The organism is Hyphococcus sp. (assembly GCF_041986965.1).
GTDB lineage: Bacteria > Pseudomonadota > Alphaproteobacteria > Caulobacterales > Parvularculaceae > Hyphococcus.
In genome coordinates this window covers 1,058,472-1,074,005 of the sequence record NZ_JBHIXB010000001.1, presented here as the reverse complement: position 1 = coordinate 1,074,005, position 15,534 = coordinate 1,058,472, and the positions used below count along the sequence as shown (strand labels likewise).

The following is a 15,534-nucleotide window of genomic DNA, read 5'->3' as shown; positions in this document are numbered from 1 at the left end:
ATCCGTATACCGTTTACGCCGCCGCCAGTTCTTTCAGCGCCGCCTTGATCAGCGCTTCGACGCCGGGACTGTCGAGACTTTCCGCCGCTCTTGCAACGGCGCGGCGCGCCTCGACCCCGTCATAGCCGAGATTGGCGAGGGCCGAGACCGCGTCGGCTTTCGCCGCCAGGGCCGGGTCGGAAGGCGCAGCGGCAGCAGCCTTTTTGCGCGCGGCCATGGCGATGACTTCGCCTGTCGCCCCAGCCAATGCTCCCGCTTTTGACTGTAACTCCGTGACGATGCGCTGGGCGAGTTTCTTGCCGACGCCATGGGCGCGGCTGACCGCCGTCACATCTTCGGCGGTCACGGCGTCATAAAGCTCCGACGGCGTCAACACCTGCAACAGGCCGAGCGCGTGTTTGGCGCCGACGCCCTGCACGCTTTGCAACAGACGAAACGCCTGACGTTCATTCTCCGACGGAAAGCCGTAAAGCCGGATCAGATCTTCGCGCACCAATGTTTCAATGGAGAGCGTCGCCTCATCGCCCGGATGCAAAGTCTGCAAGACACGCGGCGCGGCGTAAATTTCATAACCGACGCCGTTCACGTCGATGATGGCGGTCTCTTCCGCCAGAGAAATCACAACGCCTTTCAACCTGCCGATCATTTACGACGCCTCCAACTTACGAAAACTTGAGTGATGCGCGTGACAAATGGCGACGGCGAGCGCGTCCGCCTCGTCACTCGCGAGGGCCCCGCATTTGGGGAGCAGCACTTTCACCATGGCCGCAACCTGGGTCTTGTCCGCATGACCGCGCCCCACCACGGATTTCTTCACCGAGTTCGCGGCGTATTCCGCGACCGGCAATCCGGCGAGCCCGGGCGCCAGCAACGCAACGCCGCGCGCCTGGCCTAGGACCAGCGCATCGCGCGGATTGGCGTTGACGAAGGTTTCCTCCACCGCCGCCTCGTCGGGCACGAATTCCGCGATCAGCTCTTTCAACCCGTCGAAAATCACAGCGAGCTTTTGCGCCGGGGCGCTCCCCCGTTTCGGGCGGATGACCCCCGAGGCGACATAGGAAAGGCGCGCGCCAGCACTCTCGACAACGCCCCAGCCGGTCGCCGCCGAGCCCGGATCGACGCCCAAAATGCGAATCACTGCGCTCATGGCGGGACCATAGGGCGGTTCCGGCGCAAAGGAAACAAAACGTGAATCAGTTGTTACGCGCCAGCTCTTTCCGGAGTTTTTCCGCATCCCGTTTGATCGCCGGATCGACGGCGGGATCGGCGATGAGATCGTCCACCAGAAGCTTCGCGCTTTCCGGGTCTTCTTCGCGCCCGTCCCCTTGTGTCAGGGCGACGGCGTAGAGAAAGCGCCCCTGCGGATCGCCGGCCTCGGCCGCGCGCTCAAACCAGTCGGCCGGGTGACCGGCGCCCGCTTCGTCGTCGAGTTTGGCGCCGCCATGAAGCAACAGACCGAGCCCGGTCATGGCCGGGGCGAAGCCTTTCTCCGCCGCCTGATACATGCGCGCCGCCGCCGCATTGAGATCGGGGGGCCCGAGCCGGCCCGATTGCAGCATGAGACTGAGATTATAGGCCGCGAGCGCATCGCCGCCGTCAGCGCTTTTGGCGAACCATTCCGCCGCCTTGCGGTCATTGCCGGCGACGCCGTCGCCGGACAGATAGGCGATGGCGAGATTGCGCTGCGCTTCCGGCTCGCCGTCCTCCGCCGCCTCCATGAAATATTTGACGCCGAGCGCTTTATCTTCTTCGACGCCGTTTCCTTCCAGATGCATGACGCCAAGGCGGAGCTTGGCGCGCGCATGGCCCTGCCGCGCCGCAAGGCGGTACCAGCCCGCCGCCGTTTCCGCACTCTGGCGCACGCCCGCGCCGGTGCGCGCCAGCTCGCCAAGCGCGAATTGCGCATCGGGCTGACCGGCGCTTCCCGACGCAACGTAAAGATCGACCGCATGCTGAAGATCTTCTTCAACACCGAGGCCGTTTTCATAGAGATAGCCGAGAAGATGCTGCGCCTCCGCGTCGCCCGCTTCCGCCAGGGGGCGGACGAGCTCAAGCGCGGCGTCATACTCGCCGGCGAGCAGAAGGTCGAAGGCTTTGGGAACGTCCGGATCCTGCGCCGCAACGGGCGTCAGCATCGCGCAGGCAAGGAGAGTGAAAAAAACGCGCCTCATGACGCGCTTGTTAAGGCGCTTCGGCCCGGGAGACTAGTTTGCGGCCGCCATGGCGAGATTGGCGCCTTCCATAAAGGCGGCGGTAAAGCACAGGGCGACGGTGGCGACGGAGGCGGCCACGAGAATCCAGCGCAGGCTCATTTTGATGCTCCTCAAGGTTGTGCCGGGAGCCCTGCAAGAACGATACCGGTTGCGCCGGGATTTTATGGGTCAGGCGTCGGCAATAGCCGCGTGGAACGCCTTCACCGCGGCGGCGGGGCCGCCCTCATGGGACCAGACCGCCCCCGAAACGGCGAGGAAATCAGCCCCCGCCTGCACCAGCGGCGCACAATTTTCCGGGTTAATCCCGCCAATGGCGACGCAAGGCAGGGTCGTCGCGAAGCTCCACCATTCGATCAGCGCCGGGTCCGCCTGTGTCGGCGCCTCTTTCGTCCGGGTCGGGAAAAAGGCTCCGAAGGCGACATAGTCCGCCCCGGTCTCGCCTGCGATGAGCGCCAGGTGTTTCGAATTGTGACAGGTGACGCCGACCGTCGCGTCCTCGCCAAGCAGCGCCCGCGCCTTTTTACAACTGGCGTCCGACTGGCCCACATGAACGCCGTCAGCGCCGCATTTCAGCGCAAGGTCGGGCCGGTCGTTGATGAGAAAGGCGACGTCATGCGCGCGCGCCAGGGGCAAGAGCTTTTCAGCGGCGCGCAGGATTTCATCATCTTCCGCCGCAACGCCGTCCGGCGATTTCAGGCGCAATTGCACGCAGGCGACATCGCCGGCGCCAAGCGCGCGCGCGAACTCATCTGCGAACGCATCAAGGTCCGCAATCGACGGCGGGGTGATCAGATAAAGGCGGCAATCATGGGTCATGGCCGCGCTATATAGGAAGGCGGGACCGTCTGGGAAGCCTTACCCGGCCTGCAGCGCAGCGCGCTCTCGCGCCGCTCTTTCCCGTTCGGCCTGAGTCTCAGCCACTTTCGGCTTCAACAGCGTCCGTTTAATGTCATCGGGAATCGCGTTGTAGATTTTCGGCTCGCCGATTTTCAGGCGCGCACGCGCATCAGCGAGCGGCATCGCCAGCAATTCTTCCACGTCATGTTCCAGCACCCATTCGGCGGCGCTGGCGTTGCGCCGCGCCTCAGCGAGCGCTTTTTGAATAGGCGCGGAAGGCTGTTCAAGTTTTTGCGCAAGAAAGCCGATGGCGACGATCAGGCGAAAACCCGGATTGTACGTCTGGTGGCGCGTATAGACGAGATTGCAAAGCTCGCCGAGCGCGTCGCGGCCGTAGCCGGTCAGCACGTGCCAGAGGTCGTGGCTGACCTGAAGATGCATGAACAGGCGCATATATTCGGAAAACTCCGGATACGCCTCATAATCGATGTCGGCTTCTTCCGCCGCTGACCGGAGCCCTTCAGGCGTCAAATTCTCGCCTTCCATAAAAGCGAGATAGGCGCGCGCAAGAGTGCCTTCAGGATAGGCGCGCAACCTTTCGCGATCGCCAAGCAGCTCTTCAAGCTTCACCGGCTCAGTGACAACGCGCAGGCCATAAGGCGTCGCCGTAAATTTACGGAACATGCGTTTGGGGGTGTCGCCCGACATCGCCTTCATGATTTCGAAGACCTGACGCGTGTCCTCTTTGTTAAAGATGAGTTTCAGCACCGACGCGACAGCGTGCAGCGGCCGGCGCCGTTCCGTCGGCGGCGTCGGAAAGCCGTTGATCCAGACATATTGCTCGGGCGGAATTTCAATTCGGGTGGGCGCGGCGTCAGCAGGTGCAGTCATTGGGCGGCCTGTTCTTTTATAGCGTTACACTGACCAGTTTACCTGCCTGCATTTTGCGCTTCCCGGGCCGGAATTCAAGAGCCGGTCGAAACTTTTCACCTGAAATAGCTGTAGGGGGGACGCTCAGGTCGCGAGCTTCAGCTTCTGGCGATCGAAGATTTTGAGCACCTGCGCCAGATCCTGCCCGCGCTTGAGGACCGCGCCGGTCATGGAGACCACGACCCAGGCGCCCTGTTTTCTCGCGAGAGCCGGACGTTTTTCGATTCGATAGAGCGGCAGTTCCGAGGCGCGGCGGAAGATCGAAAACACCGCGGCGTCTTTGAGGGAATCGATGGCGTAGTCACGCCATTCCCCGGCGGCGACGAAATAGCCATAGACGGAAAGAATGCGGGTCAGCTCGCTACGGGTGAAGGCGACCGTTTCAGGAAGCTTCTGAGGCGGGATGGTTGCGGGACTGGTTCGCATCAGGGCAGAGCATCGCCCGACCGGCGCGCCGTCGCAACCCCCGGACCGTCCTTTCGCAACCGCAACTAAACGGGGAAAATCATCCTTAAAATCGCCTTAATTGGTCCCTTTCCGCGCCCCAATCGGCCGTCAGTGTCAATCGGCCGGGCGGATGGTCCGGGCCGGAGTTTCCGGTTTTAACCATCGCCCCCAGCCCCCGGGAGATTTGGCCCCCTCTCCGTCCGGCAATTTCTTATTCTCCCAGATCCCTGACCGGTCTCTTGACCGTAGGGGCGGCGCGCGGGAAACCCCGCCGGTCATGAGCGCCGTTCTCACCATCGCCCTTCCCGTCTTCGCGGTCATCGCCGCCGGCGTTTTCGCCGGCCGGGCCAGGCTGTTCAGCCTCTCAGAATCCGACGCGCTCAATAAATTCGTGTTTCGCTTTGCAATGCCCTGCGCGCTTTTCGGCCTCACCGCCGGCGCGTCGCCGCCGGACGCGAAGGATCTCGCCGTCGGGGTTTCCTATGGCGCGGGCGCGCTTACATCGCTCATCTTCGGTTATTTTCTGGCGCAGCGTTTATTCAACCTGACGAAACAGGAAGCCGGCGCACACGCGCTTTCTTCAACGCTCGGCAACGCCGTCTTTCTCGGTCTTCCGATTGCGCTCACCATTGACGGCTGGGCGCGGCCGTTCGTTTCCGCCATGCTGATCGAAGGCACGATCATCATCGCCATTTTGACCGCGCTTATTTCCCCGCGCAAAGAAGGCGGCCACGCGCTCGAGCGCGCCGTGAATTTTCTGATCGGGCCGATCAAGAACCCGCTCATCATGGGCATGATCCTGGGCTTTCTATATTCCGCTATCGGAATCCCTTTTGCGGGGCCGGTGAAAATCTTTTTTGATCTTCTGGGCCGCGCAGCAGGGCCAACGGCGCTTTTTTCGCTCGGCGTTTTTCTGGCGACCCATCAATTCCCGGCGTTTAAATCCGTCGCCGGACGAGTGAGCCTCATTGCCTTCGGCAAGATGGCGCTGCTCCCCGCCGTGGCGCTCACCACCGCGTATTTCCTGGGCGTCAGCGATCCCGACTATTGGGGGGCGCTCGCGCTTTTCGTCGCCGTGCCGTCAGGCGTCGGCACTTTCATCCTCGCAAGCCAATATCGCGTTTACACAAGCGAAAGCGCCGCCGCCATCAGTTTTACGACGATCCTGTCCATGGTGACGATTTCGGTCGTGCTGGCGGTGTTTGGGTAAAGCAAAATTCCACCGCTTTCAGAGTGTCATGAGACGCGCTAGTCTCAACAAATGGGCAATCTAATAGAAATCGCGCGCTTCTATGATCCGGAAGAAGCCTATTGCGCGAAAAGCTTTCTCCTGTCCAACGGCATTGATTCATTCGTACAGAACGATCACTACCTGACCATGGCGCCGTGGATGCGCATTGCCTTACATGGATATGGGTTGCAGGTGATGGCGTCTTCTGAAGACGACGCTCGAACGCTTCTGAAAACTATAGGTGCAACACCGCTGGAAATTGTGGAAGACGATTTTATTGAAGACATTCCACGCAAGCGAAAGACGAACTGGCTTTGGCTGCCTGTCGCATTCTCGACCGGCGTTCCTTTTCTTCCCAAACCGAAAGCAGGATGGCTTGGAGCGCTTCAGGGCGCAGCATTGCTCACGCTCTACATGCTGGTCTTGTACTTATTCTTCAACTGGCTCTGGTGGTTTCGTTACTGGCTGTAAATGCCTAACGCCGCGCCAGTACCTTTTTCACGGCTTCCACAAGCTCATCACGCTTGACGGAAAACTGCGCGGGCTGGCCCTCGCGCCATTCGGCATTGTCCTCGATCTCTTTTGAAAGCTCGGCCCCGAGGACGAGGTCCTTGATCTGGAGCTCGCCCTTTTCGCGCTCCTCGGAGCCTTGAATGACGGCGACGGGCGCTGAACGCTTGTCGGCGTATTTCAGCTGTTTACCGAAATTCGAGCCGCCGAGATAAACTTCCGCGCGGACGCCCGCCTTGCGAAGCTCGGCCGCCATTTTTTGATAGTCCGCCATCTGATCTTTTTCGAGGGCAAGGACGATAACAGGGCCGCGTGCGGTTTCTTCCGCGCCTTTTTTCAATTCCAGCGCCGCCAGAAGCCGCGACACGCCCACGGACACGCCGACCGCCGGCACTTCCATTCCCTTGAAGCGCTTGACGAGGCCGTCATAGCGCCCGCCGCCGCCGATGGAGCCCATCTGCACCGGGCGGCCTTTTGCGTCTTTCAGGCCGCTTGCAAACTCCGCCTCGAAAACCGGGCCAGTGTAATAATCAAGCCCGCGAATGACAGAGCAGTCGAAGATAATCGGGCGTTTTGCAAAGTCCGGGATCGACGTTTTGATGCCCTGCAGCTCCGCCACGCCTTCAGCGCCGCTCTTCGTGTCGCCGAGCAATTGTTCGATGACGCCCAGGGGATCGGCGTTCGAATTTTCAGGGCCCGATGTCAAAAACGCCAGCACGGTTTCGATCTTTGCGTCGTCGAGCTTGGCGCCGTCGGTGAAGTCTCCGCTTTCATCCTTGCGGCCCGGCCCGAGCAACAGCGCCACGCCTTCGGCGCCGAACTTGTCGAACTTGTCCATGGACCGCATGACGATGAGACGCGTTTCAACATCCGCCTCTTGCGACAAGCCGATCTTTTCAAACAGTCCGTCGACGATCTTGCGGTTGGAGACGCGAATGAAGAAATCGCCGGGCGCAATCCCCGCCGCTTCGATCACGTCGGCAAAGAGCGCGCAGATTTCCGCGTCGGCATAAGGCGCGGGCGCGCCCACCGTATCGACATCGCATTGCGTGAACTGGCGGAAGCGGCCCGGCCCCGGCTTTTCATTGCGCCAGACAGGACCCATCTGATAGCGCCGAAAGGGTTTGGGGAGCGCGTCGTAATTCTCCGCCACGAACCGCGCGAGCGGCGCCGTCAAATCATAGCGCAAGCTCATCCATTGTTCGTCATCGTCCTGAAGCGAAAAGACGCCCTGGTTCGGCCGGTCGACATCCGGCAGGAACTTGCCCAGCGCATCGGTATATTCGAAGGCCGGGGTTTCGAGCGGATCGAAGCCCCATTTCTCATAAACGTCGCTGATCCGGCCCAGCATCTCGCGCTCGGCGGCGATCTCCGCGCCCAGACGATCGCGGAAGCCGCGCGGAATACGCGCCTTGGGGCGGAAGGTCTTCTGCTTTTTCGGTTTCTTGGTTTGATCCTGAGCCATGGGGCGCGGGATAGCCGATCCCGGGGCCCCTCGCAATGAGGCGCGCTTGATTGAGCGGACCGCCGGTTCGGCCCATAGTCGCCTCTTTACGGGGAGAGCAAGATGAAATCATTCAAGCTAGGCTGGGCGCTTGCGCCTCTGGCGCTGTTCGGCTGCGGCGGACCGGTGCCCGCAGATATGTTCCTCACCATGAGCGTTTCAACGCAGGATGTCGCAGTCGTCACCTCCATCAACGGCAAGGAGGATGAATTTCTGTCAGGCGACAGCGGTTCCATGTCCGGCTCGCGCCCGATCAACCGACTTGTCCGTGAAGGCGAGAACGAAGCGGTTTTCGTGGTGACGCCTGTTGCGGCGGATGACGCGGCGCCGGCGCTTCTTGCAACGCTTGAAATCAGCATTAAGGGGGAGATCGTCGACACGCTTCAACCCGGCGCGCGGACGATCTTTTCTCGCGAACTGAGCGAAGAGGAAGCCGCCGCCATCACGGCCGGCGAGACTGTCACCATCACCGAACGCTTTACGGTGGACGGCGCCGCGCTGAAGGAAATGAAACAGGGCGGTTAGGCAAGACACCGGCAGGCGCGCCACACGCGTGGGGCGTCGTTAAAGCCGTGTCAGACTGTAAAGCCCGGCCGCGGCCATCATGAAGGCAAAAACGCCACGGATTATGCGCCCGCGTTCCGGATTGCTTGTCGCCCGCTTGAAAACGCCGCCAGCCAACAGCCAGCCCGTATCAATTAGACAAACGAGAAAGAATGTGACGGCGGCGGTCGCAACAGCGGACAGAGCGGGATCGGCAAAACGCAACCCAAAGGAAGCGAAGATTGCTGCAAAAGCCGCATAAGCCTTTGGATTAATAATGTTGAGAATAAACCCGTCCGAAAAGCCAGGCGCTTTCGCGCGCTTTTCCGTTTCGGTTCCAACAGCGCCGCGATATACGCGCATCGCGAGATACAGAATATAAGCCGCAGCAATACACTGAAGCATGAGGCGCAAAGGCGCCGCCGCAGACAGCATGGCGGCGACGCCAAAAGATGAAAACAGCATTACAAGAGCAGCTGCGGCGAGAAGCCCAAAAAGAAAAAAAACGCCGCGCCGCGGCCCATAGGCGGCGCCGACACCGGCAAGCGCCATAGGAGCCGGACCCGGCGAGCCCAGAAGCACGATAACCGCAAGACAAAGCGTCAGAAGATCGGCCAACAACCGCTCCTAGTCCTGAGACCAGTCAATCGGGTCGACGCGTTCGATGATGATGGGGTCCACCGGCACTTCTGCATCGAAATCGCCGGCGGGGCCTGTCGACACCATGCCGATGGCGTCGGCGACCTCCATACCATCCACCACACGTCCGAAAACCGTGTAGCCGTAGACAGGAAGCCCTTCGAACATCTTGTGATCGAGATCCGGGTTATCGCGCAGATTGATGAACCATTGGGCGGCGGCGCTGTCGCGATGATCGCTGCGCGCCATAGCGAGCGCCCCGCGCTCGTTCTTCAACCCGTTGTCGGCTTCATAAGGGATCGGATCGCGCGTTGGACGTTCAGTCAAAAACCGCGAATAGCCGCCGCCCTGAATGACGAAACCGCGCACCACGCGATGAAAGATCGTCCGGTCGTAATGGCCGCTTGACGCATAGTCGAGAAAATTCTCGACCGTCGCCGGCGCCTTGTCGGGATAAAGCTCAACGACGATGTCGCCCATGGAGGTTTTGATCCGCGCATGGGTTTCGCCCTCGGCCTGCGCGGCATTTGCAGCTAAGCACCCAAGTATAAGGGCGATAAACATCATTGAAAATTTTCTGATTGTCGTCATGCCTAACCCTAACTGTCGATCATTCCCGCGAAAGCGGGGATGATCGGACTTCTAACTTGTTGACTCCATCTTCGCTCTTACGGCGTTTATGCGGCCAATGAGGCCGTTTGTTGACGCGTCATGGCCTGTCGCTTCCGGCTTTTCTTCGCCCGCGGCGCCAAGCTCCGGCAGGATTGTCTTCGCCAGCGTCTTGCCAAGCTCTACGCCCCATTGATCGAAGGAATTGACGCCCCAGATCACGCCCTGACAGAAAATCTTGTGCTCATAAAGCGCGATCAGCGCGCCCAGGTGTTCCGGCGTCAGCTTATCCATGAGGATGGAATTTGTGGGCCTGTCGCCCGGAAACACTTTATGCGGCGCAAGCTTGTCGACTTCCGGCGGCGCGCAGCCTTGAGCCTTCAATTCCTCCCGCGCTTCTTTTTCCGTCTTGCCGCGCATCAAGGCTTCGGTCTGGGCAAGGAAGTTCGACAACAGCTTTTCATGATGGTCGCCGGTTTCCGACTGGCTGATCGCCGGCGCAATGAAATCAGCGGAAATAATATCCGTTCCCTGATGGAGAAGCTGATAGAAAGCATGCTGGCCGTTGGTGCCGGGCTCACCGAAAATCACCGGCCCGGTGGCGCAGGAAACCGGCGTTCCATCGGCCTCGACGCGCTTGCCGTTCGATTCCATGTCGGCTTGCTGCAGATAGGCGGGCAGGCGATGGAGATGCTGGTCATAAGGCAAGACCGCATGTGAGGCTGCGCCCTGAAAGTTGCGGTTCCATATGCCCACAAGCGCCAGCATGACCGGCATGTTCTCGCGCAGCTCCGCCGACCGGAAATGCTCGTCCATGGCGTGCGCGCCACGCAACAGTTTTTCAAAAACGTCAAACCCGACCTGCAGGGCGATCGACATGCCGATCGCCGACCAAAGCGAATAACGCCCGCCGACCCAGTCCCAGAATTCGAACATGTTTTCCGGCGCAATGCCGAAGGCCTTTACCGCATAGGCGTTGGTGGAAAGCGCAATGAAATGCTTCGCGATGTCGTCTTCGTCGCCGCCATTCTTCAGGAACCACTGCTTCGCCGTTTCGGCGTTGGTCATGGTCTCCTGCGTGGTGAAGGTTTTCGAGGCGACGATGAACAGCGTCGTTTCCGGATCGAGCCGTTCCAGCGTATCGGCGATATGCTGACCGTCCACATTGGAGACGAAAAAGGCGCGCCGTCCCTCGATCCAGTAGGGCCGCAAAGCCTCCGTCACCATCAGGGGGCCGAGATCCGAGCCGCCAATGCCGATATTGACGACAGTCGTTAACGGTTTGCCAGTGTAGCCGAGACGCCCGCCGCGATGCACAGCGTCGGCGAAAGATTTCATCTTGTCGCGTTCGACGCGAACCTTCTGGGAGACATTCTCGCCGCCAACATGATAATCGCGCATGGAAAAGTCGCGCAGCGCCGGGTGCAGCACCGCCCGGCCCTCGGTGACGTTGATCTCCTCCCCGGCGAACATCGCCTCGCGCGCGCCCTCAAGCCCCGCCGCCATGGCGAGTGAAATCAAGTGGTCGTCAACGTCTTCGGTGATCTTGTTTTTGGAATAATCGAGGAACAGTCCCGCCGCCTCGACGCTATAGCGCTCAAACCGGCCCGGATCGTCTTCGAACAGGGCGCGGACCGAAACATCCTTAAGCGCATCGGCGTCTTTCTGGAGCGCCGCCCATTCGGGGGTAGTTGCAATCCCGGTCATGCCATGTCCCTAAAACCGTTGCGCGATCTTAAAACTGATAGGGATTTTAAGCGTCTTCCTCAACGCGTTTTAAGGAAAAGGCGGTAAACAAAAGGACATGCACATCACCGCTCCCGCCCGCACCGAGATCATCAAACGCCTGCTGACAAGCCTCGCGGCCATTCTCGCCGTGTCGGCGATTTTCGGGCTGAAGGCGCGCGAATGGGAGCAGCACGCCGCCGCAGAGCAAGTGAAAGCCGAAAAAATCGCCGCCGCGCAGCTAGAGGCCGGTTCCTGAGATCGTTCCTGAGATCGCGGCCATAACCGCCCGCTTCGTCAGCGGCAGCGGCAAGACCGCCCCTTCCCCCGACGCATCATAGTAGACATAAAGCGGCACGCCGCTCGCGCCGAAACCGGCAAGCGCCTCGGTGATTTCCGGATCGCGCACGGTCCAATCGGCCACCATGAACACCGTTTTCGTCTCAGAGAATGTTCGCCCCAGCGCCGCATCGGAAAAAACGGTCATTTTGTTGAACTGACAGGTGACGCACCAGGCGGCGGTGAAATCGATAAAGACGGGCCGGCCCTCAGCCCTGTAGGCGTCGAGCGCCGCGGCGCTGTAAGGCTCCGCTATGATGGCGCCATAGCCGCGTTCCGATGCCGATGAGACTGGCGCCGCCGCTTCAAGCCGCATCAGGGGCGCAAGGGCGATCACCGCCGCCGCCGCCGAAACAATCCGTAAAATGAACGCCGGGCCACCATCGGCCTTGCTTTTCTCATAGGCCCAGGCCGCGAAGGCCAAGAGCACCGCGCCCGTCAGCACGACGCCAAGTCCCGCCCCGGTGGTCTGTTGCGCCAGCACCCAGAGGAAATAGGCGGCGGCGGCGAAGACCGGAAAAGACAGCGCCTGTTTGAAGACCGCCATCCACGGCCCCGGTTTCGGCAGGCGCCGGGCAAGTCCCGGGACAAAGGAAAGCAGGAGATAAGGCGCCGCAAGGCCGAGGCCGAGCGTCGCGAAGATCGCGAGCCCCGCCAGCGGCGGCAACAGGAGCGCCGCCCCCATGGGCGCGCTCAAGAGCGGCCCGATGCAGGGCGCGGCGACAACGACCGCAAGCGCGCCGGTGAAAAAGGCGCCCGCGCCGCCTTTTTTCGAAGCGAGCCCCTCCCCCGCGCCGGCGAGCCCCTCGCCCGCAGAAAAAAGCCCGGCGAGATTAAGCCCCACCAGCAAGAGCACATAGGCTGAGAGCGCCACAACCCAGGGCGATTGAAGATGAAAGCCCCAGCCGAATTGCGCGCCGCCCGCCCTTAAAGCGAGAAGGACGCCGCCCATCAGGAGAAACGTCGCGAGAACGCCGGCCATATAGAGAAGACCATGGATGCGCACCCTCTGCGGATGTTCGCGCGCGCTCTGCATGAAAGACGCCGCCTTGATGAACACCACCGGGAAGACACAAGGCATCACGTTCAACAGTGCACCGCCCAGAAATGCGAATAGCAGCAACAGGGGCAATCCTGGCGCATCGCCCGGTGTGACTTTCGATGCAGGGACAGGCTTCACCAGCGGCGCGGGGACATCGGCCGTCAGCGCAAGCGCGCGACTGCCCGCGCCTTCGCCAAATTTCAAAAGGCCGGGAAAGGTCTTCTCTTCATAGCGCTCAATCCAGCCCGGCTGCATCGCGATGCGCAGGACGCCGTCGCTCACTTCCATTTCCTGGGGCGCCGGCGGGGAAACCACGCCTTCCGGTCCGGCGAAGAAAAAAGCGTTTTTCGCGTCAAAATTCTCCGGCGCATCCAATGTCAAAACATAATCGGCGCCTTCGGCAGTCATCGTTGCGTCCGCTTCAAACGCTTCAGGCAGTTTGGCGCGGGCGAGACTGAACACAACCCGGTGCGACGGGGCGGGCGAACTTGTCGCTAGCACCGGCAATGAAAAAGAAAAGCGCCCCTCTTCGGGAACGCAGATTTCCTCGCAAGTCTGCCACGACGCGTCGATGACAATATCGACATTCGATCCCGGTGCGGCGTCCGCCGGCGCCGTCACCGGAACAAGAAACACCGGCGCGCCTTCATGGGCGTAGCTTGCGAGCGGGCCTACAGGAATGAATTGCGGGACAGGATGAACGATCTCACCCGCCGCAAATCCTTCCGGCAGCGTCCAGTCGAGCCGCAGGGGAAGTCCTGCGTCGCCGGGATTTGTCCAGAAGACATGCCAGCCGGGCTGGATCTCCTGGCGGATCGCAAACCAGAGCGTTTCGCCCGGCGCGAACCCCATGGCTTCAGGCGTGACTTCGGTTCTGGTGTACTCGTTCTCGATTGCGGTCTGCGCCCGCGCCCCGGCTGCGGAGGCGACGAGAGCAATCAGCATGAAGAGGAAAGCGAGACGAAACTTCATGGCGCCTTGGTAACGGGGCCCGGCGCGAAGGCCAATCCTATTTCGCTGCGACAACCCCGCACTCGCTGAAACTTGAACATAAAAAAGCCGGGCTGCGCACTGGCGCAGCCCGGCCTGACGCCGGATTGGCAAGCCGTTTAGTTGGAGACCAGCGGCTTGAACACATCCTGTTCGGAAAGATTGTGACGCTTGGCGCGGCGCTGAAGCAGGATGCGCCAGTTGCCCATGGAGATGAGCATCGCATAAATCAGCGCCAGAACGCCTTGCTGCTCAAGCTCCATTTTCGTTTCGACCGGAAGCGCTTTCAGACGCTCTTCGTCGACGCCGAAATACTGGGCGAAGGTGACAGGTTCGCTGGCGCCGGTCGGCGTATAATGCGCCGTCTGCTGCTGGATCAGCTCATGGTGCGCAAGCACCTTCGCCAACTGCTCCGTTTGCTGACGGTCGCGCTCGTAATTTTTCACGAAGTCCACAGCGGCCTGCGTCTGCTGCGTCATCTGTCCGTCTTCGAACAGACGATTCTCGCCGGTCGGGGACAACCCTTCAAAGCCGCGATCGATCACCACCGCCATGCGCTCACCGCTCGCTTCGGCGGCGACGCCGAAAGGATAGCGGCGCACATAGCCGGGAATATAAGTAAAGTCTTCCCAATTGCCGTTGTCATCAACAAACAGATTGATGTCGTCATAGAGGCCGGTGACGGCCAGAAGCTGCGGCTGCTCCTGCGACATGAAGATCAGCGGATAGTCCTTGATCGCCGACGGAATCTCACCGAGCGTCATCGGCAGCGCCCGGGCCTTGGCGGCGAAACTGAAGGGCTGCGCCGCCGGCGCAAGGCCGAGATCGCCATGTTTTTCTTTCATCAGCAGTTCCGGCTGTTCGTAAAGGAACATTCGGCCGGTCACTTCGGGGAGAGCTTGCGCCTCGCTCATTCTCAAAACCTTCCTTGACTAAAATCCGCCCGGCTCGGGACGCCGCCTGTTGCGGGACCCGGGGTGGATTGGGCGTTCGGCTGCGACGCTTAGCAAAAAGGCCCTGAAGGTCCAACCCTTCCGGCGTCATGGCCGGATTTTTTCCGCAACACTGTGGTCAAGACGCCAGAAAAGACGCCAATTCCTGCGGCTTTTGCATCGGCGCGAGATGGCCAGCGGCGTTATCGACCGTCAGCGTCGCGCCGAGCCGCTGAAATCGCCTGCGCGCAAAAGCGGGCGCCGTCGAGGACGCCTGCCGCGCCGCGAAAATACGAACCGGCGCGGGCGCCTTCGCCGCCGCATTCCAGAAATCATTGCCCTGGGCGGCGAAGGTCGCCGCCTCCCATGACGGCGCACAGGCAAGGCCAACCCCTGACGCAGTTTCCGCAAGGCCGTCGGTCAGATAATCCTCAAGAACGCCGGGCGCCCAATCCCGGAACAGGGCTTTGCGGCCGTAAGACGCGGCCACCTCCTCCCGGGATGCCCATTCGCTGCGCCGGCGCGCGGCCTGGCGCACCAGCGGCATGCGGGCGGCGAAGACCGGCCAGACCGGTGTCTTTGCGAGCCTTGAAAGCCAGACCGGCATGGCCACCGGTTCGATCAGCTTCAGCGCGGCGACATCGCGCCGCCCTTCAGCCGAAAGCAAGGCGACGGCCGCGCCGAGCGAATGGCCGGCGAGCGTCCAGTCTTTGCGATCTTCACGGTCGAGAAAGGCGCGTACATCGTCGCGAAAGACGGCCCAGGAATGAAGACTTCCCGGATCGGCGGGCAGGCTGTTCCGCCCGTGCCCGCGAAGATCAAGCGCGTAAATATCATAGGCGCCGCCGAGCGAAGACAGCATCTGCCGATAGGCCGACGCGCAAAACCCCGTCGCGTGAAGAAACAAAAGCGGCGGCGCCCCCGCCTTCTCAAAGCGCCAGCCCGTCACCTCGCCCGCATCAAGGCGAACGGCATAGCGGCGCAATTCAGGCGTCGTGTTCGAATTCGTCATGGCCCGGACATCGCCTGTCATGCAGTGAGGA

General features: G+C 61.2%; 17 protein-coding genes. 4 read left to right on the top strand and 13 right to left on the bottom strand.

The annotated features are described in order from the left end of the window. Positions 1-13: 13 nt before the first annotated feature. The 6 genes from ruvA to ACFC5L_RS05330 all read right to left on the bottom strand — a co-directional run bounded on the left by ruvA (position 14) and on the right by ACFC5L_RS05330 (position 4,406). The gene (gene ruvA, locus ACFC5L_RS05355; RefSeq protein ID WP_375201306.1) at positions 14-646 is read right to left on the bottom strand and encodes a Holliday junction branch migration protein RuvA; all 633 of its coding nucleotides are present in this window, start codon (positions 644-646) and stop codon (positions 14-16) included. Next, positions 647-1,147 carry a crossover junction endodeoxyribonuclease RuvC gene (gene ruvC, locus ACFC5L_RS05350; RefSeq protein ID WP_375201307.1) on the bottom strand — a complete coding sequence of 167 codons (501 nt, stop codon included), beginning with the start codon at positions 1,145-1,147 and terminating at the stop codon, positions 647-649. A 46-nt stretch (positions 1,148-1,193) separates the two neighbouring features. Continuing rightward, a complete protein-coding gene (locus ACFC5L_RS05345; RefSeq protein WP_375201308.1) occupies positions 1,194-2,171 on the bottom strand; it encodes a tetratricopeptide repeat protein in 978 nt (325 codons plus the stop codon). 210 nt (positions 2,172-2,381) lie between these two features. Further along, positions 2,382-3,029 carry a thiamine phosphate synthase gene (gene thiE / locus ACFC5L_RS05340; protein ID WP_375201309.1) on the bottom strand — a complete coding sequence of 216 codons (648 nt, stop codon included), beginning with the start codon at positions 3,027-3,029 and terminating at the stop codon, positions 2,382-2,384. Between the two features lie 39 nt (positions 3,030-3,068). Continuing rightward, positions 3,069-3,941 carry a Coq4 family protein gene (locus ACFC5L_RS05335; RefSeq protein ID WP_375201310.1) on the bottom strand — a complete coding sequence of 291 codons (873 nt, stop codon included), beginning with the start codon at positions 3,939-3,941 and terminating at the stop codon, positions 3,069-3,071. 123 nt (positions 3,942-4,064) lie between these two features. After that, positions 4,065-4,406, bottom strand: a complete 342-nt coding sequence (locus tag ACFC5L_RS05330) for a DUF2794 domain-containing protein (RefSeq protein ID WP_375201311.1) — start codon at positions 4,404-4,406, stop codon at positions 4,065-4,067. Between the two features lie 298 nt (positions 4,407-4,704). Between ACFC5L_RS05330 and ACFC5L_RS05325 the strand changes: the two genes are divergently transcribed. Then, on the top strand, positions 4,705-5,637 hold the full coding sequence (locus tag ACFC5L_RS05325) for an AEC family transporter (protein WP_375201312.1): 933 nt from the start codon (positions 4,705-4,707) through the stop codon (positions 5,635-5,637). Positions 5,638-5,688: 51 nt separating this feature from the next. After that, complete coding sequence (locus ACFC5L_RS05320) at positions 5,689-6,129, top strand: hypothetical protein (protein ID WP_375201313.1); 441 nt, start codon at positions 5,689-5,691, stop codon at positions 6,127-6,129. 4 nt (positions 6,130-6,133) lie between these two features. Here the strand turns inward: ACFC5L_RS05320 and hisS are convergent, their stop codons facing one another. Then, positions 6,134-7,633, bottom strand: coding sequence for a histidine--tRNA ligase (gene hisS / locus ACFC5L_RS05315; protein WP_375201314.1), 1,500 nt, complete (start codon positions 7,631-7,633; stop codon positions 6,134-6,136). A 102-nt stretch (positions 7,634-7,735) separates the two neighbouring features. Between hisS and ACFC5L_RS05310 the strand changes: the two genes are divergently transcribed. Further along, positions 7,736-8,197 (top strand): hypothetical protein, encoded by a 462-nt coding sequence (locus ACFC5L_RS05310; protein WP_375201315.1) that lies wholly within the window; start codon positions 7,736-7,738, stop codon positions 8,195-8,197. Positions 8,198-8,236: 39 nt separating this feature from the next. Here the strand turns inward: ACFC5L_RS05310 and ACFC5L_RS05305 are convergent, their stop codons facing one another. The 3 genes from ACFC5L_RS05305 to pgi are packed head-to-tail and all read right to left on the bottom strand — an operon-like array spanning position 8,237 to position 11,170. Further along, on the bottom strand, positions 8,237-8,833 hold the full coding sequence (locus ACFC5L_RS05305) for a LysE family translocator (RefSeq protein WP_375201316.1): 597 nt from the start codon (positions 8,831-8,833) through the stop codon (positions 8,237-8,239). A gap of 9 nt (positions 8,834-8,842) precedes the next feature. Beyond that, complete coding sequence (locus ACFC5L_RS05300; RefSeq protein WP_375201317.1) at positions 8,843-9,445, bottom strand: peptidylprolyl isomerase; 603 nt, start codon at positions 9,443-9,445, stop codon at positions 8,843-8,845. Between the two features lie 51 nt (positions 9,446-9,496). Beyond that, complete coding sequence (pgi, locus tag ACFC5L_RS05295; protein WP_375201318.1) at positions 9,497-11,170, bottom strand: glucose-6-phosphate isomerase; 1,674 nt, start codon at positions 11,168-11,170, stop codon at positions 9,497-9,499. Between the two features lie 97 nt (positions 11,171-11,267). Here pgi and ACFC5L_RS05290 point away from each other — a divergent pair, with 97 nt between their 5' ends. Further along, positions 11,268-11,447, top strand: a complete 180-nt coding sequence (locus ACFC5L_RS05290; RefSeq protein WP_375201319.1) for a hypothetical protein — start codon at positions 11,268-11,270, stop codon at positions 11,445-11,447. Here ACFC5L_RS05290 and ACFC5L_RS05285 read toward each other — a convergent pair. From ACFC5L_RS05285 to ACFC5L_RS05275, 3 genes are all read right to left on the bottom strand, one after another. After that, the gene (locus ACFC5L_RS05285; protein WP_375201320.1) at positions 11,430-13,541 is read right to left on the bottom strand and encodes a protein-disulfide reductase DsbD family protein; all 2,112 of its coding nucleotides are present in this window, start codon (positions 13,539-13,541) and stop codon (positions 11,430-11,432) included. The genes ACFC5L_RS05290 and ACFC5L_RS05285 overlap by 18 nt on opposite strands. Positions 13,542-13,678: 137 nt before the next feature. After that, entirely contained in the window at positions 13,679-14,473 is a 795-nt protein-coding gene (locus tag ACFC5L_RS05280) for a SapC family protein (protein WP_375201321.1), read from the bottom strand. 157 nt (positions 14,474-14,630) lie between these two features. Further along, positions 14,631-15,503 (bottom strand): alpha/beta fold hydrolase, encoded by an 873-nt coding sequence (locus ACFC5L_RS05275; RefSeq protein ID WP_375201322.1) that lies wholly within the window; start codon positions 15,501-15,503, stop codon positions 14,631-14,633. Between the last annotated feature and the right edge of the window lie 31 nt (positions 15,504-15,534).